The organism is Empedobacter sp. UBA6745 (assembly GCF_002453775.1).
GTDB lineage: Bacteria > Bacteroidota > Bacteroidia > Flavobacteriales > Weeksellaceae > Empedobacter > Empedobacter falsenii_C.
In genome coordinates, this window is record NZ_DKHL01000029.1 from 1 (window position 1) to 21575 (window position 21575).

At 31.2% G+C, this 21575-nt stretch carries 23 protein-coding genes; 16 read left to right on the plus strand and 7 right to left on the minus strand.

From position 1 onward, the window contains the following. The 11 genes from B4H69_RS08605 to B4H69_RS08655 form a co-directional block, all read left to right on the plus strand. On the plus strand, positions 1–643 hold a 643-nt coding region (locus B4H69_RS08605; RefSeq protein ID WP_291093543.1), incomplete at its 5' end, for an AAA family ATPase. A 19-nt stretch (positions 644–662) separates the two neighbouring features. Next, positions 663–1514: a lytic transglycosylase domain-containing protein gene (locus B4H69_RS08610; RefSeq protein ID WP_291093546.1), complete on the plus strand. Its 852-nt coding sequence runs from the start codon at positions 663–665 to the stop codon at positions 1512–1514. Between the two features lie 54 nt (positions 1515–1568). Continuing rightward, positions 1569–2009 carry a GPW/gp25 family protein gene (locus B4H69_RS08615; RefSeq protein WP_180906422.1) on the plus strand — a complete coding sequence of 147 codons (441 nt, stop codon included), beginning with the start codon at positions 1569–1571 and terminating at the stop codon, positions 2007–2009. 11 nt (positions 2010–2020) lie between these two features. Beyond that, positions 2021–3874, plus strand: a complete 1854-nt coding sequence (locus tag B4H69_RS08620; protein WP_180906423.1) for a type VI secretion system baseplate subunit TssF — start codon at positions 2021–2023, stop codon at positions 3872–3874. A gap of 6 nt (positions 3875–3880) precedes the next feature. Further along, the gene (locus B4H69_RS08625; protein WP_244958033.1) at positions 3881–4837 is read left to right on the plus strand and encodes a hypothetical protein; all 957 of its coding nucleotides are present in this window, start codon (positions 3881–3883) and stop codon (positions 4835–4837) included. Between the two features lie 55 nt (positions 4838–4892). Then, entirely contained in the window at positions 4893–5792 is a 900-nt protein-coding gene (locus B4H69_RS08630; RefSeq protein ID WP_280045786.1) for a TssN family type VI secretion system protein, read from the plus strand. Next, positions 5789–6937 carry a hypothetical protein gene (locus tag B4H69_RS08635; RefSeq protein ID WP_291093551.1) on the plus strand — a complete coding sequence of 383 codons (1149 nt, stop codon included), beginning with the start codon at positions 5789–5791 and terminating at the stop codon, positions 6935–6937. The genes B4H69_RS08630 and B4H69_RS08635 overlap by 4 nt, the downstream gene beginning before the upstream one ends. A gap of 14 nt (positions 6938–6951) precedes the next feature. Beyond that, positions 6952–7518, plus strand: coding sequence for a type VI secretion system contractile sheath small subunit (locus tag B4H69_RS08640; RefSeq protein ID WP_244958035.1), 567 nt, complete (start codon positions 6952–6954; stop codon positions 7516–7518). A gap of 23 nt (positions 7519–7541) precedes the next feature. Next, the gene (locus B4H69_RS08645) at positions 7542–8909 is read left to right on the plus strand and encodes a DUF5458 family protein (RefSeq protein ID WP_180906425.1); all 1368 of its coding nucleotides are present in this window, start codon (positions 7542–7544) and stop codon (positions 8907–8909) included. 66 nt (positions 8910–8975) lie between these two features. Continuing rightward, positions 8976–9431 (plus strand): hypothetical protein, encoded by a 456-nt coding sequence (locus tag B4H69_RS08650; protein ID WP_180906426.1) that lies wholly within the window; start codon positions 8976–8978, stop codon positions 9429–9431. An 89-nt stretch (positions 9432–9520) separates the two neighbouring features. Beyond that, on the plus strand, positions 9521–10294 hold the full coding sequence (locus B4H69_RS08655) for a glucose 1-dehydrogenase (RefSeq protein ID WP_180906427.1): 774 nt from the start codon (positions 9521–9523) through the stop codon (positions 10292–10294). Between the two features lie 70 nt (positions 10295–10364). Here the strand turns inward: B4H69_RS08655 and B4H69_RS08660 are convergent, their stop codons facing one another. Next, positions 10365–11804 carry an FAD-dependent oxidoreductase gene (locus B4H69_RS08660; protein WP_180906428.1) on the minus strand — a complete coding sequence of 480 codons (1440 nt, stop codon included), beginning with the start codon at positions 11802–11804 and terminating at the stop codon, positions 10365–10367. Between the two features lie 253 nt (positions 11805–12057). On the opposite strand from B4H69_RS08660, the gene B4H69_RS08665 reads away from it, so the two are divergent. Genes B4H69_RS08665 through bioA form a run of 5 tightly spaced genes read left to right on the plus strand, consistent with a single transcriptional unit; the run spans position 12058 to position 16639 of the window. Continuing rightward, positions 12058–12675, plus strand: a complete 618-nt coding sequence (locus tag B4H69_RS08665; RefSeq protein ID WP_180906429.1) for a hypothetical protein — start codon at positions 12058–12060, stop codon at positions 12673–12675. Next, complete coding sequence (locus B4H69_RS08670) at positions 12659–13762, plus strand: aminotransferase class I/II-fold pyridoxal phosphate-dependent enzyme (protein WP_180906430.1); 1104 nt, start codon at positions 12659–12661, stop codon at positions 13760–13762. Before B4H69_RS08665 ends, B4H69_RS08670 begins: the two co-directional genes overlap by 17 nt. Next, on the plus strand, positions 13755–14378 hold the full coding sequence (gene bioD, locus B4H69_RS08675) for a dethiobiotin synthase (RefSeq protein ID WP_180906431.1): 624 nt from the start codon (positions 13755–13757) through the stop codon (positions 14376–14378). The genes B4H69_RS08670 and bioD overlap by 8 nt, the downstream gene beginning before the upstream one ends. A 6-nt stretch (positions 14379–14384) precedes the next feature. Next, positions 14385–15380 (plus strand): biotin synthase BioB, encoded by a 996-nt coding sequence (bioB, locus tag B4H69_RS08680; protein WP_180906432.1) that lies wholly within the window; start codon positions 14385–14387, stop codon positions 15378–15380. After that, positions 15368–16639 carry an adenosylmethionine--8-amino-7-oxononanoate transaminase gene (gene bioA, locus B4H69_RS08685; protein ID WP_180906433.1) on the plus strand — a complete coding sequence of 424 codons (1272 nt, stop codon included), beginning with the start codon at positions 15368–15370 and terminating at the stop codon, positions 16637–16639. The genes bioB and bioA overlap by 13 nt, the downstream gene beginning before the upstream one ends. 273 nt (positions 16640–16912) lie before the next feature. On the opposite strand, the gene B4H69_RS08690 is transcribed toward bioA, so the two are convergent. From B4H69_RS08690 to B4H69_RS08715, 6 genes are all read right to left on the minus strand, one after another. Continuing rightward, positions 16913–18190, minus strand: a complete 1278-nt coding sequence (locus tag B4H69_RS08690; RefSeq protein ID WP_180906434.1) for an amidohydrolase family protein — start codon at positions 18188–18190, stop codon at positions 16913–16915. A 22-nt stretch (positions 18191–18212) separates the two neighbouring features. Beyond that, entirely contained in the window at positions 18213–18920 is a 708-nt protein-coding gene (locus B4H69_RS08695; protein ID WP_180906435.1) for a DsbA family oxidoreductase, read from the minus strand. A 180-nt stretch (positions 18921–19100) separates the two neighbouring features. Next, positions 19101–19733 (minus strand): NAD(P)H-dependent oxidoreductase, encoded by a 633-nt coding sequence (locus tag B4H69_RS08700; RefSeq protein WP_180906436.1) that lies wholly within the window; start codon positions 19731–19733, stop codon positions 19101–19103. 30 nt (positions 19734–19763) lie between these two features. Beyond that, positions 19764–20237: a hypothetical protein gene (locus B4H69_RS08705; protein ID WP_180906437.1), complete on the minus strand. Its 474-nt coding sequence runs from the start codon at positions 20235–20237 to the stop codon at positions 19764–19766. Between the two features lie 20 nt (positions 20238–20257). Then, positions 20258–20602 carry a YciI family protein gene (locus tag B4H69_RS08710; RefSeq protein ID WP_180906438.1) on the minus strand — a complete coding sequence of 115 codons (345 nt, stop codon included), beginning with the start codon at positions 20600–20602 and terminating at the stop codon, positions 20258–20260. Between the two features lie 4 nt (positions 20603–20606). Further along, on the minus strand, positions 20607–21467 hold the full coding sequence (locus B4H69_RS08715) for an SDR family oxidoreductase (protein ID WP_180906439.1): 861 nt from the start codon (positions 21465–21467) through the stop codon (positions 20607–20609). Between the last annotated feature and the right edge of the window lie 108 nt (positions 21468–21575).

Below are 21575 nucleotides of genomic sequence, written 5' to 3' on the forward strand. Positions count from 1 at the left end.
ATATGTTGGTTATGAAGAAGGAGGGATGCTGGTGAACAAGATTCGTCAACAGCCTTATTCGGTTGTGTTATTTGATGAGATTGAAAAAGCACATACTTCTGTTTTTGATGTTTTCTTACAAATTATGGACGAAGGTAAAGTGCATGATAAATTAGGAAAAGAAGGGGATTTTAGTAATTCATTGATTCTTTTTACTTCTAATATTGGAAGTGAAGAAATCGTGAAATATTTCGAAAGAAAAGAAATTCCAGCTTCTTCTAATTTGATGAAAATTATGACTGATTCAGGGCGTTTTAGACCAGAATTCTTGGCTCGTATTACAGAAATTATTCCATTCGCTCCGATTAATGAAGAAATGGCGGAGAAAATATTTTCTATTCAATTAAAATCATTAATCAATTCTTTAACTCGAATGAATATTGGTTTAGAAATTTCGAAAGAAGCCATCAAACATCTTGCTACAACAGGTTTTAGTAGTAAATACGGTGCTCGACAAATATCTGGGGTTATTAGAACGCAAATTGCGCGACCAATTTCTAAAATGATCGTTCGTGAAGAAGTAAAAGCTGGTCAAACGATTCAGATTGATATTAATAAAAAAACACAAGAGCTTAAATGGAAGACAATCGAGTCTAAGAAATAATACAAACTCTCTACCAACCATGATAAAATACGCCATAATATTAGCATTTTTTAGCATACCATGTTCACTTTCTGCACAAACTTTAGGTGCAACAGATACGTCTGAGAAAAGTGTTAATCGCTATAAAAGTGTGATACAAAACAATAAAGATATTGTTGACTTTATAGAGTATTCTCTTGTAGAAAGAGGACTTCCTCGTCATCTAAAGAATTTAGCATTTATCGAATCTAGCTTTGATTCAGGAACAGTTTCTTCCGCAGGAGCTTCTGGGATTTGGCAATTTATGACTGCTCATGCAAGCGAATACGGATTAACAGAACGCGATAGAAATGATATTTATAAAAGTACAAAAGCTGCAATGAGCTCGTTAAAGAATTTNNTGTACAATAAATACGGAAATTGGGTGACGGTTGTTGCTGCTTACAATTGTGGAGAAGGTAATATTCAGAAAGCAATGGATAGAGCAGGTTCTAAACGATACACAGATTTTTATCAATATTTACCAGCAGAAACAATCAATCATGTTCAGAAGTATTTGAATGCAAGTTATGCAAGCGGACATTTGGATGATGTTTTGAATGATTATAATGGTTTAAAAGCAAATACGCCTGAAGTTGTTTATCAAAAATTTGTTCCAAAAGAAATTGATACGAGTATTTCGACAACCCAAATCAATTCTGCTTATAATCTTGATGTGATTGCGAAATTCTTAAAAATAAAGCCGAATGATTTATTAATTTGGAATAAAAATTTAAACAAAGAATTAAGTGATACAGGCGAAGGAATTTTATCATTACCGAATGAATTAATGACCATTTTTTCGTTAAATCAAGATGAAATTTTAAGTCAATCGTTAAAAGTCATGAACTAATTTTTGTCGAATCAAAAAAATATATTAATTTAAGAGAATCAATCTATTACCTAAATGGAAAACTCTAACTACAAACTACCTTTTAGACCATTGAACCTGATGGCAAGCAACGGACAAGTGGAAACTTGTGACGTTTTCGAAAGCATTGCGCAAAATATCATGCTGCTTATAAAGACTAAAAAAGGTGAAAATAGATACGATGAAGAGTACGGAAATGACGTTTGGGATGTAGAATTCGATAACGGAATAAGTACAACGATTTGGGAAACTATTTTTATAAAAAGTTTGATAAGGCAAATTAATGATTATGAGCCGAGGCTACAAAATCCGAAAGTACAAGCTCATATTACTTATGTAGAACATAGTTACGAAACCAAAGGTTATACAGAAGTAAAGAAAAAAGTTAAAATTGGAATTAACTCCAGGTTAGAATCCACAGGCGAAAATTTCAATTTTACAACAGAACTTTATTTGAGTCCAATGTCTATTGATTAACAGAATAAATAATGAACCTAAACCAACAAATATATTCTAAAGAATCAATAAAAGCGAGGATGTTGCAAAATGCAACAAAACTATGGGGTGTAAAAAATATACAAGCTTTAGACCCTTTGGTTAAACTTTTAATTGATGCTTTTAGTACAGAAGTTTTCAAAGCGAATAACGAAATACAAAATGTTAATGGACGTATTTTAGAGAAATTGGCGCGTCTATTAACGCCAACAAAATATACGCATCCAAATCCTGCACATGCGATCGCTTTTTGTATTGCTGAGGAAGATAAAGAATTGTTATTAGAACATTCGGAGTTTTTTTTCAAAAAACATCTTAATTCTTTCCGTAAAGTTCAATCCGATCAACAAATCGAAATTCCATTTACACCAATTGATAATGTAGAAATTATCAATGCACAAACGGTTTTGATGGTTGCTGGAAACACAGTTTATGAGATTGATGAGCAATTGAATAAATTACCAGTTAGTAGAATTTCGAATTCAATAGAGAATTATAGAAAAATCAAAATAGGATTAGACTTTTCTAATTTTTCATCTGAAATTTTTCCAGAAAGTCTCAATTTTTATTGCTCAAATCCAACTTTCGAACATATAGATTTTGTGTATCGCTTGTTGCCGCATATTAAAATTACGTGTAACGAAAATGAACTAAATATTACTTCAGGAAAAAATTATCCTAAAATTGAAGAAATTCAAGGATATGAAGGATTGTTTCGAGATCAATCAATCTTATTCAAATTGAAGGAAGATATTAAAAATATTTATTCAGATAAATTTATTGAAGTTGATGGATTTAATCCTAAAGTTGCTGACAACTTTTCGAATTGGCCAGAAGAATTATATGATCAAATTCAATTAATTCAACAGTATAAGGATAGAAATTTAGTTTGGTTGACGGTAGAATTTCCGCCACAATATGATCAAGATATTTTAGAGAATTTTTCATTTGTTTTGAATGCATTTCCAATTTATAATCGAGGATGGAAAAAGACAGAATATAATTTGGACATAATGGGAAACAATATTCCTTTAGAAACAGCTGATAACGAATATTTTCTTTATGTAGATGAGGTAATAGATGAATTAGGGAAAAAATATACAGAAATTCCTTTTATGCCTACAAACGATTTGGAACGTGGTTTATATACAGTTCGTAGAGGAGGAATGGAGCGTTTTAACGCACGAAATGCAGTTGATTTATTATCAAATGTAATGGAATTATTGCGTGATGAAGTTGCTGCTTTTTCGGTTTACAATCGTGATAATGTAAAAGATGTTTTAGGCGAAATATCTATAAAAGTGAAAGGTTTGATGATAAAAACCGATCAAGTAAATAGACAGCTAAAAGACGATGTGAATTATGTGATTATAGAACCTGTAGAAAATTCGGGGCATACATATGCTACTTTTTGGATGACAAATTGTTCTATGGCGAATAGTTTGCGTCCTGGAACTGAATTAAGTTCACAAAAAAATCAACAGAAAATCTATTTATTAACCGAAACAATAGGAGGTTTAGAGGAACAAAAACGTTCGGATACAATTTTGGCTTATAAATATGCTTTGACAACTCGCGATAAAATTATATCGAAAGAAGATGTTAAGAATTATTGTAAAATGGAGTTGCGCGATGAAGTTAAAAAGATTAGCGTAAAACGTGGAACAATGATTAGTGATCGACCAAAAGAAGGCTTTATTAGAACAGTAGATGTTGAAATTATTCCAATTAATTATGCGTTTTATGGACAAAAATATTGGGACAATGTCGCAGATGTTTTGAAGAATAATATTAAGCTAAAAGCAATTGATGGAGTTGAATATCGTGTTAATATTAATGAAAATTAAGATGATATGATGGAAGTTGAAGAGCAGATATTATACAACATATCGGATAAAAATTACAACAAATTACAAACTGATTTTAAAGCAGAAGCTGTTGCGGTAAATCTTTTGAGGTATTACAAATCTAATGCTTCAGTATTTTTGAAACGAGTCGGAATTAATGAGCGTCCTTACCTTAAAGATATCAAAAGCATTACGTCTTCTTATTATGGATTTGATGAGGAAAGTATTTTAATTGAATCGTATCGCGAAAGTATATACGATTATTTGCCAGAAGGGCTTTTTCATCCGGCATCTTTAGGAATTAGTAATCGAAATATTGAAAAAGTTGTTCTTGAGATTAAAAAACAGAAAGAAGTAGAAGAAAATGCACGTAAGTTTTTTCAACCCTTCGAATTAGAATTTTTTAACACAGAAGTTCTTTCTTTAATAAAAGAAACTGAGTTTGATATTGCTGATAAATCTGGAGAAATTGTAAAAATTGTTTCGGAGTTGTGGCCTTTATTAAAACAGGTTGATAGTGAAACAGCAAAGATTTTTTATTATATCCTTCCATTTTTACATGAGGTGAGAGGAAATACAAAATGGATTAGTCATTTTTTGAGCGCATTTAATAATGTTCCTGTTTCAATTAGTTTTCAGCCAAATCAAATCGATGAACAAGACGACGAAGAAAAAAGTACTGTTTTAGGTACCGCAAAATTAGGAATAACATTAATTCCGAACGGAAAACATATGGATGGAGAACGAAACTGGGTAGTAAACATTGGTCCAGTTCCGTACAATAAAATCTATCGTTATGTTTCAGGACATCCTTTTCGTGAATTATTAGAATCTATTTATGATTATTTGATGCCTGTAACCGTTAAGATTTTTGAAAATTTTATTACAGAAAATAACGAGAACTCCTTCGTTTTAGGGGGAAATAAAAATACAAGCCGATTAGGCTATTCAACATTTATATAAAAAAGTGATGTTTATTTTTTTAACAACAACTAATATAGAAATGGAACCAGCTTCTATGAAAACAATTTTTTTTAGGTACTTATTAATGCCATTGATCGTTGCGATTTTGGTTTTTATAATGGGACTTATTAGAAAAGCAAAACCTGCAATCCAAATAAAACATATTATTGTATATGTCTTATTAAGTGGATTATGTTTGGCTTTGCCAGGTTTTTTTGGTTTTTCCGGAAATCTATTCAATCCATTTTGGTACTTAATTTCTCAAATAGTTTACTTGGGATTAGGAATTATTCATGTTAATCTTTTGCACAAATATTTTCGAAAACATATCGATAAAGTTTGGATGAGTATCCTTTTTGAAAGTGTAATGACTTTAACGTGTATTGCATTTGGAGGTTATCTTTTTACAATGATTTTTAAATACATGGGAGATGGATTAGGTAATCCGTATATGGCAGCGACAAGTATATTTACGTTTGTTTTGCCTTTAGCGTTTTACTATTGTTATATTCAATTTATCAGTATTCCTTTTGATATTTATAAAACATGGAGATATGATCCAGATCAAAAACCTTTCAATTTTGATGGAGTAGATTTCGATCGATTGATGGTGTTAAATGTAGAGTTAGGAAAAAATATTGATGATAGTAAAAGATTTTTGATAAAAGCAAAAACTCTTCCTACGGAAATCACTTTTGGAGATTGGTTTTTTAGAGTAGTGGATGATTATAATTTCAAAAATCCAAATACGATTATTGAATTAATAGATCAAAATAAAGAATCTTATTATTGGATATTTTATGTAAAGAAATCATTCTTTAGCAAGCGAAGATATGTTGATTTTGAGCGAGATATTACAACAAACAGAATTACAGAAAACGAAACAATTATTTGTAAACGTGTAATTCGTCATCAAGAAGAAGGAGTTAAAAAACTTAATAATACAAACCTATGATACAGACAATAAAACATTATCCTGTCAATTGGGTAGATGGAATGAAGATTTCTCAACAGCATTTGATTGATCAAGAGAATTTTGTGATTGATAGTCTTAGAGATTCTAATTCGATATTAATCAATAATTTTAATTATGGTTTATTACCAATTTCTGATCAACATGCAGATAAATCTGTTTATGAAATCTTGAATACCGCTACCAACGATGCGCAGTTAATTATAAAACGTTGTTCGGCAGTAACCAAAGCTGGTTATCGAATAGAATTGGTGGATTATAACGTCAACATCCGATCGTTAACGAAAAAAACAGATGGAGTAGAACAGGAAGAGCAAGATGGAGATTATTACATTATTGCATCTGTCAATCTGTTTGAGAAAATACCTTTTGGTGACATTGATCCAGAGGAAATTCCGCCAAGACATCCTCATACTTTGCCAAAATATAAGATAGAATTGGTAAATACAACTATTCTTAATAGTAGTTATTCTGGTGGAGATTATTTGGTTTTAGGAAAAGTAATGATTAAATCAAATATTGCACAAATTGATTCACATTTTATTCCGCCTTGTGTGTCTGTTCAAAGTCATCCAAAATTGGTTGAGCATTATAATTCGTTTGTAATCTCGTTGAGTAATATTCGTCAATTTGCTTTCCGAATTATTCAAAAATCGGCACATAAAAATCAAAATACGGCTTTAGCACAAAATGTAAAAACACTTTGTCAAACTGTAATTAGTACAATTGGTGAAAATTATTTCGAATTTAAGAATATTGTGATGAATCAACCACCAATATTTATGATGAATATTTTTTCAAAATTCGCGCTTCATTTATACAATAATACGCAAATGATGATTCCTGCTGAGTTAGAAGAAATGTTAAATTATAGTTTGGAATGGAGTGAAGTTGCTCCGCATACAATTCTGAATAATTTGACAACAGTTGCTGAAATTAATTATGATCATCATAATTCTGGTGAAGCTTTCATGCAAATCAATCATATGCTAAGAAGTTTGGAAATTGTTTTCGGGAAGTTGAGCGAATTAGATTATATCGGACAACGCAAAGAAAGTATCATTGTAAATGAACAAGAAGTAAAATCGCACATCGATCCTAAAAAAGGATGGAGTGTAATTGATTAAATAAAATCATCATTATGATTCGTAAAATATTTGATTTAAAACAAATCGTTAAAAATTTTATCGATCATTCTATTTTTAAGAAAAATACAGAAAATAAACATAAACAAAACATTAACTTAAAATCAAACACTATGGCAGTATATAATTATGGAGTTGGAGGTAACGAAGTAAAAGTAGATGCTAACGAAGCTATCCAAAATATACAAGAAAACAGAACTTTACTTGTAAGTCAATTAACATCAGACGAACCATTTGTACCAGAAGTAGTAAAAGGTTTAAAAACGATTGAAGATGTATTTCGTCATTTCGAGCCTTCTGTGTCTGTACAACATCAAACAGAAGATGGAACAATTATCGATGAAGAATTTAGATTTCAGAATTTAGGAGATTTTACACCTAAAACATTAACCCAAAAATCTGATTATTTAAAACAATTAAGTATCGAACAAGAGCAATACAATAAGATTTTGAGACAGTTGAAAAACAATAAAATCTTGAAAACTATTGTTGAAAATGAGCAAACGAAAGAAGCTTTAATTGATGTCTTAAAAGAAATTGCTCAAGAATTAGAGAAGAAATAATTTTCTATTAAAATTTTACTATCATGGAAAACAAACCACAACCAATACAAGGACAACAGCAAGAACAAAGTCAAGAACAGCAATTTGCTCAGAAGAAAGGAAATGCGCTTGATGTTTTAAATAAAGTAGGAGGATTTAATTTTGTAGAAACTGTCGTTGACGGAGTTGCAAATATGAATCCGACAAGAAAAGCGCGTAAAGAGATTTTCTTAAATGATCAAAATAAAGAAGAAGAGCGTAAAGATTTATTGAAAAAAATTAATCTTTGGGTTGAATTATTAGAAGATAATAAATCAATCGATCAAATGGCAGATTCTTCTAAAAATAAAGCACTATCAGCAGAAAACAATCTAAAATCAAACTTAAAAAATACATTAGATACTGTTCGCGATTTAGAAACTTCTTACCGTACAATAGCTCAGTTTTATAAAAATACAGAGTTAGATAAAGTTAATAATGTGAGTGTTGTAAATGCAAGTTTAGAGCAATTGCAAGATTTGGATAATCCCTTATTTATTGATGCAATTTCGGAAGAATTTAAACAAAATTATGATCGTTTAGATTTACGCGATAATTACTCAATTTTAGCTTTACCAGGTTATCTAGGATCGAATAAAGTTGTAGAAAAATGGGCAAAAGTTTGTAACGAAAACAAAGTAATGTTGGTTACTGATTTTGCGAATTTAGATAAACCAGATGATGTAGTTGATTTATTTGATTCTGCAAATTTAACAGGAGGAGAGTTGCACAGAAGTAATGTAATTATGACGTGTAATTGGCTTGTAGGACGCGGTAGAGCAGAGGAAGTAGGTGAAGAAGAAAATGTAGATTTGCCACCTTCAACGTCTTTGGTAGGTAAAATTTATAAAACATTGATGTCTCAAGTTGCAGCAGGAAAAAAACATGGAAATATCAACGAAGTTGATGCCGTTAAATTCGATTTGAAGAAAAGTGAAATTTCTCAATTAGAAAAAATGGGATTGGTTCCGATGGTAAACGAATATGGGAAAATCATGGCTTTTTCTGCAAAAACGTTGTTCAACGGAGACAATATTGGTTTACAAACTTATTCTGTCGTTCGTGTTTTTGATTATGTGACGAAAGTATTGTTAGATTTCTTAAATCGACGTGCTTTTGAAAACTGGAATCCTCGTAATGAAGATGATTTGAGAAGACAAATCGTACAGTTCTTAGATGAAATTAAAGGACCAGATAAATTAATCGAAAAGTTCAAAATTGTACGTTTTGAGCAAGATAAAGTAAATAAAGATCGTGTTTGGTTAGATATTCGTATGACACCATATTTTCCAACAAAAAGTTTTGTGATCAAATTAGATGGTCACAAAGGTGATGATGGAAATGAGTGGGAAGCAGAATATCAACAAGAATAATTTTTTACAAGGATTTTTTATAAGGAATTTGCTTTCGAGTAAGTTCCTTTTTTTAACTTAATCAGAATGAAAAATATCAATTATACTATTATTCTTACAATTTTAATTATTCCGATTTTCTTCTATAGCTGTAAAAAAAGTTATGAAAGACCAGACGAATATGAAGTTGATTTATTTAAGAATGAACGAGTATCGAATGATACTGTTCAGATGTTAACGAAAGAAAAATCTTTTGAGCAAGCTGAAATAGTTATTTTTACAAATGAGATTAAACTTTTGGATAGTATGGTAAAACAAGGAAAAACACCTATTTATGTTTATCAACTTACAAACGGAAAAATTGAAAAAGGAATAAAAGATAGTGTGAATTTCCCAATGAATATTCTTTCTACAAGAGCAATTAATAAATCGGAGAAATCAACTAAAATTTATTTAGAGGATTTAAAATCATTCAAATTATTAGTCTCTGATTTTGATATTAAGTATCAAATAATTTTTCGTTCTCCACTTTCAGAGGATTGAGAAATAAATTCTTTTATAAAAAAAACACTAACTTTAGATATTGTCAATTTCTACTATTTATTAGTATTTAATTCAAAAAAAAGAATCATATGGATACATCAAAATTATTTGATTTAACAGGAAAAACTGCTATTGTAACAGGAGGTGGTAATGGTATAGGAAAAGCTTGTTGTGAAATGCTTGCCGCATATGGAGCTAATGTAGTGGTGTCGGATTATAAGATAGAACCTGCAAATAAAGTTGTGGAAGAAATTACATCAAAAGGAGGAAAGGCAATTGCACTGGATTGTGATGTGACAAAAGATGAGGCATTAGTAAATTTGGTTGAAAAGACGCTAGAAGCTTATGGACAAATTAATATTTTAGTAAATAATGTAGGTGGCGGTGGAGCTGGAAGAGAAAGTCCATATGAAATTTCTGTTAATGAGTTTGAACGAGTTTTTCAGATGAATGTTTTTAGTATGTGGCGTTTATGTCAGTTAGTTTCTCCGCATATGAAATCTTCTGGCTACGGAAGTATTATCAATATGTCGTCTATGGCATCTATTAATAAAAGTCCTGCTATTAGTGCTTATGCTTCATCTAAAGCGGCTATTAATCATATGACACGTAATTTGGCTTTTGATTTTGGACCAGAAATTAGAATCAATGCTGTTGGACCAGGTGCTATTCGTACACAGGCTTTACAAACTGTTTTGACTCCTGAAATAGAGAAAACCATGTTAAAACATACACCTTTAGAACGCCTTGGAGAACCAGAAGATATTGCAGGTGCTGTATTGTATTTTGCGGCTCCAGTTTCGGTTTGGGTTAGCGGACAAGTACTGTTTGTAAATGGTGGGGGAGTACAAACATTAGATTAATTTATATTTGTGATGTAATGAAAAAGGAAACATTTTGTACAGAGTTTAAAATGTTTCCTTTTTTAATTATTTAAATACTGGAAGACCATTTAGAACCGAACGTAACGTTTCCTTCCTGAAGCACAATATCTGAATGTAGAAATTTGGCTGCATCTGCTGATTTTTTTACTTTAACGCTACTTCGTTCCATCATTTCTTTTTCGTATTGTTGTAAAACTTCTTCACGCAAATTAATCTGTTTATTTTGAATATTGTTATAAGCTGAAGTAATTTTTTGCGCCAATAACAAAGCATCTAACAAAGCTTGATTTGCACCTTGCCCTTTAAAAGGACTCATAGGATGAGCCGCATCGCCTATTAAAGTAACTGGACCAGCATTTTCTAATAAGTTTGACATTAATAAATCTCGATCATAAACTGGGTATCCAGTGATTTGTTGGGATTCTGTAGCTGTAATAATTTCAGGAATAGGAGAGTGCCAATGCGTTCTTTTAGCGACTTCTATCTTTAACGCCTCTGAACCTTTTTTACTCAAAGCTATCGCTTCATTTTCTAACATTGGAAAACTAAATTGCCACATAACCGAATTTTTGTCATAAGGCATCATATACATCCGTTCTGTTCCATTTGCTGTTTGAAATACCGTTGCACCATCCAACAAATGATTTTCTAAATTTGCTAAAGCATCCAGTTTACAAATGCCTAAAATAACAATACAACCCAAATAACGTAATGGACTATTTTCCTCATTTATAACCAATCGACGAACTGTACTTCGTATGCCATCTGCACCAATAAGTAAATCAGCTTTAAAGTTTTTTTGAATTCCATCAACATCAAACGTTAATTCTATTTTATCATTAACTTTAAAATCGATTAATTGATGATTCCATAAGACTTGATTATCACCACCTAATTGATTCAAAAAAGCTAAGCGTAAAGATTGCCTCGCAATATGAATATTGGTATGTTTATTCTTGTTTTTAGCTTCAATTGCTTCTTTATCTTGCAATTTTCTTATTCCCCATTCGCCAATCACATTTCCTTCTATAGTATGTGCTAAATGCAATGTAGAAACTATTCCTTCCTCTAAAGTTTGGATTCCAAATTTTTTTAATTCTTTACTTGCTTGTTGTAACGTTAGCCCATAACCTTGCGAACGATCGTTGAAAGCTCGATCACGTTCAAAAAGTGTAAAAGGAATTTGACGATGTAAACACGCTAATGCCAATGCAATTCCACCAATTCCAGCTCCGACAATTGCGACATGAGGATATTTTTTTTCGTTAAATGAAGGGCGTTCATTTGTAGTGATCAAACCAGTTCCTGAGCAAATAGTACAGATCTGCATCGAACTTTTTGGTTTATTCGGAGTAATAAAATTTTCATTCTTTTTAGATTGAGCAACAGCTGATTCATAACGCGATAGTTTCCTTTTCGAAACTCCTTGACTTTTTTTTCCAAGTCCATTACAATTCTTGCAGCTTATCCAATTTTCTCGAGTACTCAATTTAAAAGTTTTTGCAAAAATAAGATTTAAGTAGCTATTTAGAAAAATCTAATCGTAAAAGATAGAATTAATAGATGAATAATGAATTTTTCTGTAATAATAGTTTTCATTATTCAACTTTTTTATAGTGATGATTCTAAACTTTTTCAGAGATTCTAAAATGGGTTTAATACGTCCGGACTATCATATATTACAAAAGTGGAGTGTATGTATGATCCGTTTGACTTATAATTTTGGCCAAAAATAAAATCAATTGAAAAATATATTAAATCATATTGTTTTAGAACCAAAATTACATGTAAAGTGGCTTAATACACTTTCGTTTATGGAAAATGCAGGAGCACGAAAAATTTCGGCATGTGAACACAAAACTTTTGTGAATCTTATTCAATTGAAACATGCAGCAGAGGAACATCGTCATGCTTATTATTTGAAAAAGCAAATTATAAAATTGATTCCGGATGCTTGTGTCAATTATGAGCCTATTTATCTTTTAGTACCAAAAGCAACAATGTATTATTTACATCAATTAGATATTCAGGTTTGTCGTTTGTTGAAGAAAGAATTTAATCTTGATGGAGAAGACTTAAAATACGCAGCCTATTTGTTTGTGACTTACGCTATTGAAGTTAGGGCAGATGAATTGTATCCAATATATCAAGATGTTTTGACAGCACATCAACAAAAAGTGATGGTGAAATCAATTATTGTCGAAGAAGAAGGTCATCTTGAAGAAATGATTTCACAATTAAAAGAATTTCATAATGAATGGGAAATTTATGCAAATCAAGTGATACAACTAGAAGAAACGTTGTTTGCACATTGGATTTCTGCAATTGAAAATGAACTGAATAATGTCGAAATTTTTTAATTTATTGCGACTATCTCTATTTGAAAGAGAACAAAAAGGAATTAAAAGAACATTAAAAGTTCGCTCTTCTGGAATTGATTTTTATAGTAATGATTATTTAGGATTAGCTAAAAATGAAATTTTACATCAGCAAATTTTAAATGAGTTTATAGCACAACCAACCTTACTTTATGGTTCTACTGGAGCACGTTTGATTAGTGGGAATTCCGATTATTTAAGTGAAACGGAAGAGCTGATTGCGAAAGAACATAAAGTAGAAGCTGCAATACTTTTTTCATCTGGATATAATGCTAATTTAGCACTCTTTTCCGCACTTTTAACTCGACATGATACTGTTATAGTTGATGAAAATATACATCGTTCAGTGCATGATGGGATTAAATTATCCAACGCAAAAAAATTAAAATTTAAACATAACGATTTAGATCATTTAGAGAAATTATTACAAAGAGTAAAAGAGCGTTGTTTTATCGCGGTAGAAAGTTTGTATTCGATGGATGGTGATTGTGCTCCATTAATTGAACTGGTTGAATTAGCCCATAAATACAATGCTGCATTAGTGGTAGATGAAGCTCATGCTTTTGGTGTTTTTGATTACGGATTGGTTCATCAATTGGGATTACAACACAAAGTATTTGTAACGGTTGTAACCTATGGAAAAGCAATGGGAATGAGCGGTGCTTCTATTTTAGCTAATCAGTTAGTGATTGATTATCTCATTAATTATGCTTCACCTTTTATTTACACCACAGCTATTACTGATTTTCATGTGACAGGTTTACGAAAAGGTTATCAGTTTATCAAAGAAAATAAATCGCTTCAAGAAAGTTTACAACATAATATATCACATTTTAGAAATAGTAATTTAACTAGTTCTTCGAATAAAAATAGTCCAATTCAAATTCTAAAGTTTGAGTCTACAAACCAATTGACCAAAATCAAAAATCAATTAGAAGAGGTTGAAATAAACACTTTTGCGGTATTTCCACCTACAGTAGCAGAAGAGCGCTTACGAATCTGTTTGCATGCTTTTAATACACAAGAAGAAATTAATCAATTAATAGAAAAGATAAAGGAAAATGTCTAAACAATTATTTGTTACAGGAATAGGGACAGGAGTTGGAAAAACAATTGTTTCAGCAATATTAACTGAAGCTTTACAAGCTGATTATTGGAAACCAATACAATCAGGAGATTTAGATTCATCAGATAGTTTGTTGGTTGAATCGTTAACTTCTCCAAAACTGAAGATTCATCAAGAACGTTATGCTTTACAAAAAGCCGCTTCACCACATCAATCTGCAAAAGAAGAAGCAATTGATATCAATTTAAATGATTTTGAAATTCCCAAAACAACCAATTCTCTTATTATTGAAGGAGCGGGCGGATTATTTGTTCCTATTAATGAAGAAGATTTTATGATTGATCTTGTTCAGCAATTTAATCTTCCAACAGTTGTGGTTGCAACGAATTATTTGGGTTGTATTAATCATACATTATTAACGATTGAAATACTGAAATTAAGAAATATCACTATCGAATATTTTGTGTTTAATGGTGAATTTGATGAAGACACTTCTCGTGTTATAAAAAATCATTTGCCTTCGGATATTTCTATCATCATTACACCAAAACTCAATTCAATAAACTCAAGCGAAGTGAGAAATATTGCAGAAACAATTAAGCATCAATTTAATATTTAAAATACAATGAAAATATCAAACAAAACACGTCATGATTGGACGAAAGAAGAAATCGAAAAAATTTATCATCAACCTTTATTGGATTTAGTATATCATGCATCCAAAACACATCGAGAATGGCACAATGCAAGAGAAGTACAAGTATGTACCTTGTTATCTGTAAAAACAGGTGGTTGTCCCGAAGATTGTTCATATTGCGGACAAGCAGCACGCTACCATACCGATATTAAAGTAGAAGCATTGTTACCAACAGCAACGGTATTAGCACATGCAAAGAAAGCAAAAGAAGCGGGCTCATCACGTTTTTGTATGGCAGCTGCTTGGCGAGAAGTACGAAATAATCGAGACTTTGATCGAATAATCGAAATGGTGAAAGGTGTAAATGAGTTGGGATTAGAAGTGTGTTGTACATTAGGAATGTTGACAGAAGAGCAAGCGATTCGTTTACAAGAAGCAGGTTTACACGCATATAATCATAATTTAGATACTTCCGAAGCTTATTACGATGAGATTATTTCTACACGTAAATTTGATAATCGAATCAATACGATACAAAATGTACGAAAAGCTGGGATTACAGTTTGTTCGGGCGGAATTATTGGTTTAGGAGAAACACATCAAGATCGAATTTCTATGCTATTAACTTTGTCAACAATGCCAAAACACCCAGAATCTGTACCTGTAAATGCTTTAGCAAGAGTAAAAGGAACGCCTTTAGAAAATAATCCGAAAGTAGATATTTGGGATATGGTTCGTATGATTGCAACAGCTCGTATTGTGATGCCTTCTTCGGTTGTTCGTTTAAGTGCTGGTCGAATAGAAATGACAGAAGTTGAACAAGCTTGGTGTTTTATGGCTGGTGCGAATTCTATTTTTACAGGAGAACGTGAAACCTTACTGGTAACACCTAATCCTGGGGTATCAGAGGATATGCAAATGTTTGAAAATTTAGGTTTACTACCAATGGTTAAACAAGAAACAAATCAGACATGTACACATTAAAAGAGCGCGATCAGTTGGTGAATTGGCATCCTTATACGCAGATGAAAAAAGCCAATAATATTATTCCAATTGTAAGAGGAGAAGGAAGTTATATTTACGATGAAAATAACAAGCAATATATTGATGCGGTTTCATCGTGGTGGGTATCGTTGCATGGGCATGCGCATCCGTATATCGCACAGAAAATGCACGAACAGCTAACAACTTTGGAACATGTTATTTTTGCAGGATTTACGCATCGACCTGCAATTGAATTGTCTGAACGTTTATTGGCTCTTTTACCAACCAACCAAAAAAAAGCATTTTACAGTGATAATGGATCAACAGCGATTGAGGTTGCATTAAAAATGTGTTTACAATATCATTTCAATAAAAAAGAAGATAGACCTGTGATTTTAGCGTTCAAAAATGCCTATCATGGCGATACTTTTGGCGCGATGTCGGTAAGTGGAAGAGGAATTTGGACAGAACCTTTTAACGAAAAGCTTTTTGATGTCATTTTTATTGATACACCGAATGCAGAAAATATAGAAGCTATTAAATCGCAAATAAAAGAAGTTGCAACTAAAGTAGCGTGTTTTATTTACGAACCTTTGATACAAGGAGCTTCGGGGATGTTGATGCATCAGGCTGAATATTTAGATCAATTGATGAGTTATTGTAGAGCACATAATATTTTAATGATTCAAGACGAGATTTTTGTTGGATTTGGTCGTACAGGTAAATTATTTGCAGCAAATCATTTGACAGAAGTTCCAGATATTATGTGTTTTTCGAAAGGCTTAACAGGTGGTACTTTACCTTTGGGCGTTACAACTTGTACAGACGAAATTTACCAAGCCTTTTATGCAGATGATTTGAATAAAACATTATTCCACGGACATTCTTTTACGGCAAGTCCATTGGCATGTACTGCTGCGTTAGCAAGTCTTGATTTGTTGTTACAAACCTCTACACAACAGCAAATTGAAAATATAGTGCATCAACATCAATTTTTTGTTGCATCTATTCAAAATCATCCTAAAGTAAAAGCGATAAGACAATGCGGAACTATTTTGGCGTTGGAATGGAATACAGACGAAGAAACGTCTTATTTTAGTGATATACACGAAAAGCTGTATCCTTACTTTTTAGAGAAAGGTATATTGTTGCGTCCATTAGGAAATATAATTTATTTGGTTCCTCCTTATTGTATTTCGACTGATGATCTAAATTATATTTATGATACGATTCGTCAAGCTTTAATTGAGTTGGTTTAGAATTTTTATACAAAAAAGGTAATGTTTAAGTAAACAACTACTTGTACAAAAATTTTATCTTTAAAAACTTAAAGAAGTTTACTTTATTAAGCTGTCTTATGTAACCTCATTTTTACTGAGGTTACTTTATTATAATCAGAATCAAAAATTGTATTTTTTTTTTTAAAGAGATGATTATCTGAAATACTATGCTTTCCTAATAAAAAAACCAGCAAACTTGATGTCGCTGGTTAATTTTTTAATTTGATATGAATTTTAATTTAAAAAGTGAACTTATTTTTCAACTACAATTTTTCCATCTTTTATGACTGTTTTTACTTTTTGAAGATCTGCAATTTGTTTTAGCGGATTACCATCAACAAGAATAACATCTGCAATTTTACCTGGTTCCAGAGTTCCTAAATTTTTTGCTCCCAAAGCTTTTCCGCCTTCTTTTGTTGCAGATAAAAGAATTGTTTTATTGTCAATTCCTTGACCAGTCATTACTCCTGTAACCATAGGTACTACTTCTGTTGGAGGAATTCCTGGAACATCAGAAGTGAATAATGGAACTGCTCCTGCTTTCAACATTACTTGGACGTTATTTTGCATAATATCATAATCATTTCTGTCTTTTGGAGTTGCAAAACCAAGTTTCATATAACGTTGCATAAAGCCAAGTGTAATTGCAATTGGAATTTTCTTTTCTCCAATTACTTTCAAATATTTTCCATCAACATCTTTTGTTTTTGCTGGAGGATGAATAAATACATCTACGCCAGCAGCTACCATATTAGGAACATCTTTTGCATCAGCATTATGAACAAACACTTTTAAATTATTTTTGTGTGCTTCATCAACAATAGCAGTTAAGACTTCTTTGTTGAATTTGGTTTGATTTGTTACACCATCATAAACAACAACATCAGCTTTTTGTTTTACTAATTTTTGAACAGATTTACGTGCTTCTTCAGGATTTTCAATTGGTAATCTTACATGTTCGTTACACCATTTTAAATCTTCTCCTTCTAGTCCAGCACATGCGTAATAATCACCAGATTTAAGTAAAACAGGACCAGCAGCAAAAACACGAGGTCCGCTAATTTCTCCTTTTGCAACTTTTTCTCTAACATTATAAATATATGGTTCAAAATCTATTGGAGAAAGTATAGATGTTATTCCTTGTTCTAAATGACCTTTTAAACGTTTAGTTAATTCATTTTCAATAAATTTATTTGCTTGAGCATCATTTGTTGCAGGCATTTTTGGAGGCATGTCATACATATTCCAGAATAAATGTAAATGTGAATTAATAAGTCCAGGCATAACAAACTTACCTCCTGCATCAATAGTTTTTGTAGCTTTTACATCAGTTATTTCACCTTTTTGTACTGCTACTATTTTTCCACCTTTGATAGTTACGCTTGCATTAGAAATAGGATCAATTCCTGTTGCATCAAAAACAGTTGCGTTTTTAATTAATAAATCTACTTTTGTTTTTTCTTTTTTACAAGCAATTAAAAGGGCTGCTGCAATAGCAATTAAAAAGCATTGTTTAAATAGTCTAATCATAATTTTATTGTTTAAGTTGTTTTTAGTCGCATTGACCATCTATAGAACATGATTGCCCATTTTGTATATCTAAGTTTGTTTTAGTTTGATTTAATTTCCATTCTTCAAATGCCTTTTCAATAGTGTTTGAAAATACATCCGAGGGTTGTGCTCCGGAAATACCGTACTTCCTATCAAGTACAAAAAAAGGAACTCCTGTTACACCTAATTGAATTGCTTCGTTAATATCATTTTTTACTTGATATGCATATATATCATCAGTAAAAGCTGCCGAAATTTCGTTTTCCTCTAAGCCGATTTCTTTAGCCAATTGTATTAAAGTATCTGTATCTGATACATTTTTCCCTTCTGTAAAAAATGCTTTGAAAAGTCTTTCTTCCATTTGAGATCCTTTTGCTTTACTTTTAGCAAATTGTATAAGACGATGTGCTTTAAAGGAATTGGTCATGATTGTTTTATCAAAATGATAGTCTAGACCTATTTGCTTAGCAGTAGTAGATACAGAGGCTAACATTTGATTTCCTTGCTCTTCGCTGACATTACGTTTTTTAGATAAATATCCTGCGTATGTATCGTTAACAACTTCGGGAATACTAGCATCCAATTGATAACTTTTCCAAATAATTTCAATTTGGTCTTTATATTCTAAATTCTCTAAAGCTTTTTCTAAATTATGTTTTCCAATATAACAAAAAGGACACATTACATCGCTCCAAATTTCTATTTTCATATTTGATTAGTTTTTTGTTGAAACAGATCATTATCAGAAATCCTATCTTTTAAGTTGTCTTAATGAGTATGATGCTATTTAGCGAAATAACAGTTTTTCTCTTAAGCTGTCTTTTAATAACATAGGTAATCTATTTTGAAATGAGTTTTGTTAATACAGAATTTGTAAAAAAATATTCTATTACTTAATTTCTGTAATAAACTCTTCTTTAGGTTGACGAACTTTTTTTAATGGAAATAACCAATCCTCTTCTATTTGTCTTTTGCCTAGAGCTAAAAGAACAACTGATCTTAATCCTTTTTCCTTTAATTTCAAAAATTCATCTATTCCTTCTTTACTAAATCCTTCCATTGGCGTAGCATCTACTCCTAGTTCTGCTGCTGCGGCAATTGCCATTCCAAAAGATATATGTGCTTGTTTAGCAGTGTGATGGTACTGTTCTTCTTCAGAAAATGTACTGAATAACTGTTTTAGACCTTCTACTGTGTCTGCTGTTTTTTCATTAGAAATACCTCGTTCTGAATTTGTATAATTATATACTTCATCAACTTTTTTATCTGGAATTGTTGCCCAAGATGTAAAAACAATCAAATGTGATGATTCTACAATTTGAGGTTGATTAAATGCTATTGGTTGAATTTGTTTTTTTACTTCAGGATTACTAATTACAAACAAATGTACTGGTTGTAATCCTGCAGATGTTGGAGCTAAACGCGCTGCTTCAATAATTTTATTTACTGTATCATCATCTAATTTTTCTCCTGTCATACGTTTTGTAGCGTATCTCCAGTTTAGCGCTTCTAATAATTTCATTTAAATATTAAGGGTATTAAATTGGTTTGATTATTTTAATTTATCTAATTTTCTATAAGCATTGAATAAATAGTAAATGGTAGCTAGTTCAAATATCATTCTAAATGCATTTGATACATTCCATATTTTTCCATAAAAACTTCCTTTTTCTGGATTCGCATAAAATCCTGAACCAAACATTTTTGATAATACAAAACCGACTATTAATGATGTAAGTATGGTAACTATTAGAGCTAAAATACTTGCCATTCTGTATTCGCGTTTTACACTATTAATTTTATTTAAAAATGTTAAAATCCAAATTGAGATTCCTGCAATTAATGTCATCGGTATAAAATATAGAGTTGGACTAGAATTGACAAAAAACATATTTAAGTGCTTCAGATGATTAGGATCTTCAATAATCCAATTAGGGCCAAAAACTATAGCTTCATATAGATTGCCAAAAAACCAATAGGCAATACCAAATATGGCAAATAGAGTCCAATTTTTTTGTTTCTTCAAGTTCATAAGGCTATCAAATACTATCTTAGTAAGATTTCTCGTATTTCTACACTTCCTCCAGCGACTAGAATAGGATTGGTTGCTGCAATTTTTTTGGCAGCTTCTAAATCTTCTACTTCTATAATTAGAAATCCAGTTAAGAAATGTTCAACTTCTTTAAAAGGTCCTTCTTTTACAGAACCATCAGCAAAAATTGTAGTTGCCATTGGAGGAATGGGAGGCATAGTTCCTCCTAAGTTTTTGACAATTCCCTTTTCTTTAACGTCTTCTAACCATTTAGCTCTATCAGCTACTTCTCTTGGGTCTGTAAAAGCTCCAGGATCCATATTTGTATTGACTCTCAGTAATAAAACAAAGTTTTTCATTTTTTTAAATTTTAAATAGTTCTTTTAAAAATTCTTCGATTGGAGCTGTAGGTCTTTCAAGTAGTTCTTCTAAGAATTTGTTTTCTATTTCGTATTGATGTGTTTTAATATCAAATAGAGTTCCTGTGTTTAGGTATATAGCGAAATCTGGAAAACCTATTTGTTTTAAATTTTTTTCGAAATCATTTTCAGAAATATCATTATAATTTATTGTTTTTCCACTCAGATTAGACAATACATTTGCAATATCTTGATAGCTATATTCTTTATTTCCTACAATATCATAGGTTTTATTTTCATGACCTTTTTGTAGTAACAGATTAGCAGTTCCTTCTCCCATTTCTCTACGAAGAACATAAGGAACTTTTCCATTCCCTCCAGGTAAATTTATATTTTGATTTAACGCGTTTTCCCCTAATATTTGATTTAATGCATCCGCATACATTGTATTTCTCAAAATTGTATAGGTTAAACCACTTTTTTTAATATAATCTTCTGTTTGAAAATGACTTATCATTAAGTCTTTTACTCCTGAAGTTTGAATGTCCTTTATTGCTAGACCAGTATAAACAATATGTTTTACTCCTTGGTCCTTTGCTGCATCGATTACATTTTTATGTTGTTCGAAACGGTTTGAATCCATTGTAGAAATCAAAAGTAATTTTTCAATTCCATCAAAAGATTCTTTTAAAGATTCTCTGTCGCTAAAGTTTGCTAATCTGGCTTGAAACCCTTTTGATGTTAGTTTGTTGACTCCTTCTTGATTACTTGATGTAACGACAAAAGTATCTTGTGTACTTTTTTTCAAAAGTTGATTAACTACACTAGATCCTAAATTGCCAGTCGCTCCTGTTATTAATATCATTTTGATTATTATTTCTATAATTTATATCCTTAAAAAATGAATTCGAATTTTTTGAACGATTTGTTCTATGATAGATAAATTCTACATCACTTTGAGATGTATTAACTA

Coding starts and splice junctions, on each gene's coding strand:
- B4H69_RS08615 (WP_180906422.1), top strand. CDS start 1,569: ATGGAAAACTCTAACTACAAACTACCTTTTAGACCATTGAACCTGATG.
- B4H69_RS08620 (WP_180906423.1), top strand. CDS start 2,021: ATGAACCTAAACCAACAAATATATTCTAAAGAATCAATAAAAGCGAGG.
- B4H69_RS08625 (WP_244958033.1), top strand. CDS start 3,881: ATGATGGAAGTTGAAGAGCAGATATTATACAACATATCGGATAAAAAT.
- B4H69_RS08630 (WP_280045786.1), top strand. CDS start 4,893: ATGAAAACAATTTTTTTTAGGTACTTATTAATGCCATTGATCGTTGCG.
- B4H69_RS08635 (WP_291093551.1), top strand. CDS start 5,789: ATGATACAGACAATAAAACATTATCCTGTCAATTGGGTAGATGGAATG.
- B4H69_RS08640 (WP_244958035.1), top strand. CDS start 6,952: ATGATTCGTAAAATATTTGATTTAAAACAAATCGTTAAAAATTTTATC.
- B4H69_RS08645 (WP_180906425.1), top strand. CDS start 7,542: ATGGAAAACAAACCACAACCAATACAAGGACAACAGCAAGAACAAAGT.
- B4H69_RS08650 (WP_180906426.1), top strand. CDS start 8,976: ATGAAAAATATCAATTATACTATTATTCTTACAATTTTAATTATTCCG.
- B4H69_RS08655 (WP_180906427.1), top strand. CDS start 9,521: ATGGATACATCAAAATTATTTGATTTAACAGGAAAAACTGCTATTGTA.
- B4H69_RS08670 (WP_180906430.1), top strand. CDS start 12,659: ATGTCGAAATTTTTTAATTTATTGCGACTATCTCTATTTGAAAGAGAA.
- bioD (WP_180906431.1), top strand. CDS start 13,755: ATGTCTAAACAATTATTTGTTACAGGAATAGGGACAGGAGTTGGAAAA.
- bioB (WP_180906432.1), top strand. CDS start 14,385: ATGAAAATATCAAACAAAACACGTCATGATTGGACGAAAGAAGAAATC.
- bioA (WP_180906433.1), top strand. CDS start 15,368: ATGTACACATTAAAAGAGCGCGATCAGTTGGTGAATTGGCATCCTTAT.
- B4H69_RS08690 (WP_180906434.1), bottom strand. CDS start 18,190: ATGATTAGACTATTTAAACAATGCTTTTTAATTGCTATTGCAGCAGCC.
- B4H69_RS08695 (WP_180906435.1), bottom strand. CDS start 18,920: ATGAAAATAGAAATTTGGAGCGATGTAATGTGTCCTTTTTGTTATATT.
- B4H69_RS08700 (WP_180906436.1), bottom strand. CDS start 19,733: ATGAAATTATTAGAAGCGCTAAACTGGAGATACGCTACAAAACGTATG.
- B4H69_RS08710 (WP_180906438.1), bottom strand. CDS start 20,602: ATGAAAAACTTTGTTTTATTACTGAGAGTCAATACAAATATGGATCCT.
- B4H69_RS08715 (WP_180906439.1), bottom strand. CDS start 21,467: ATGATATTAATAACAGGAGCGACTGGCAATTTAGGATCTAGTGTAGTT.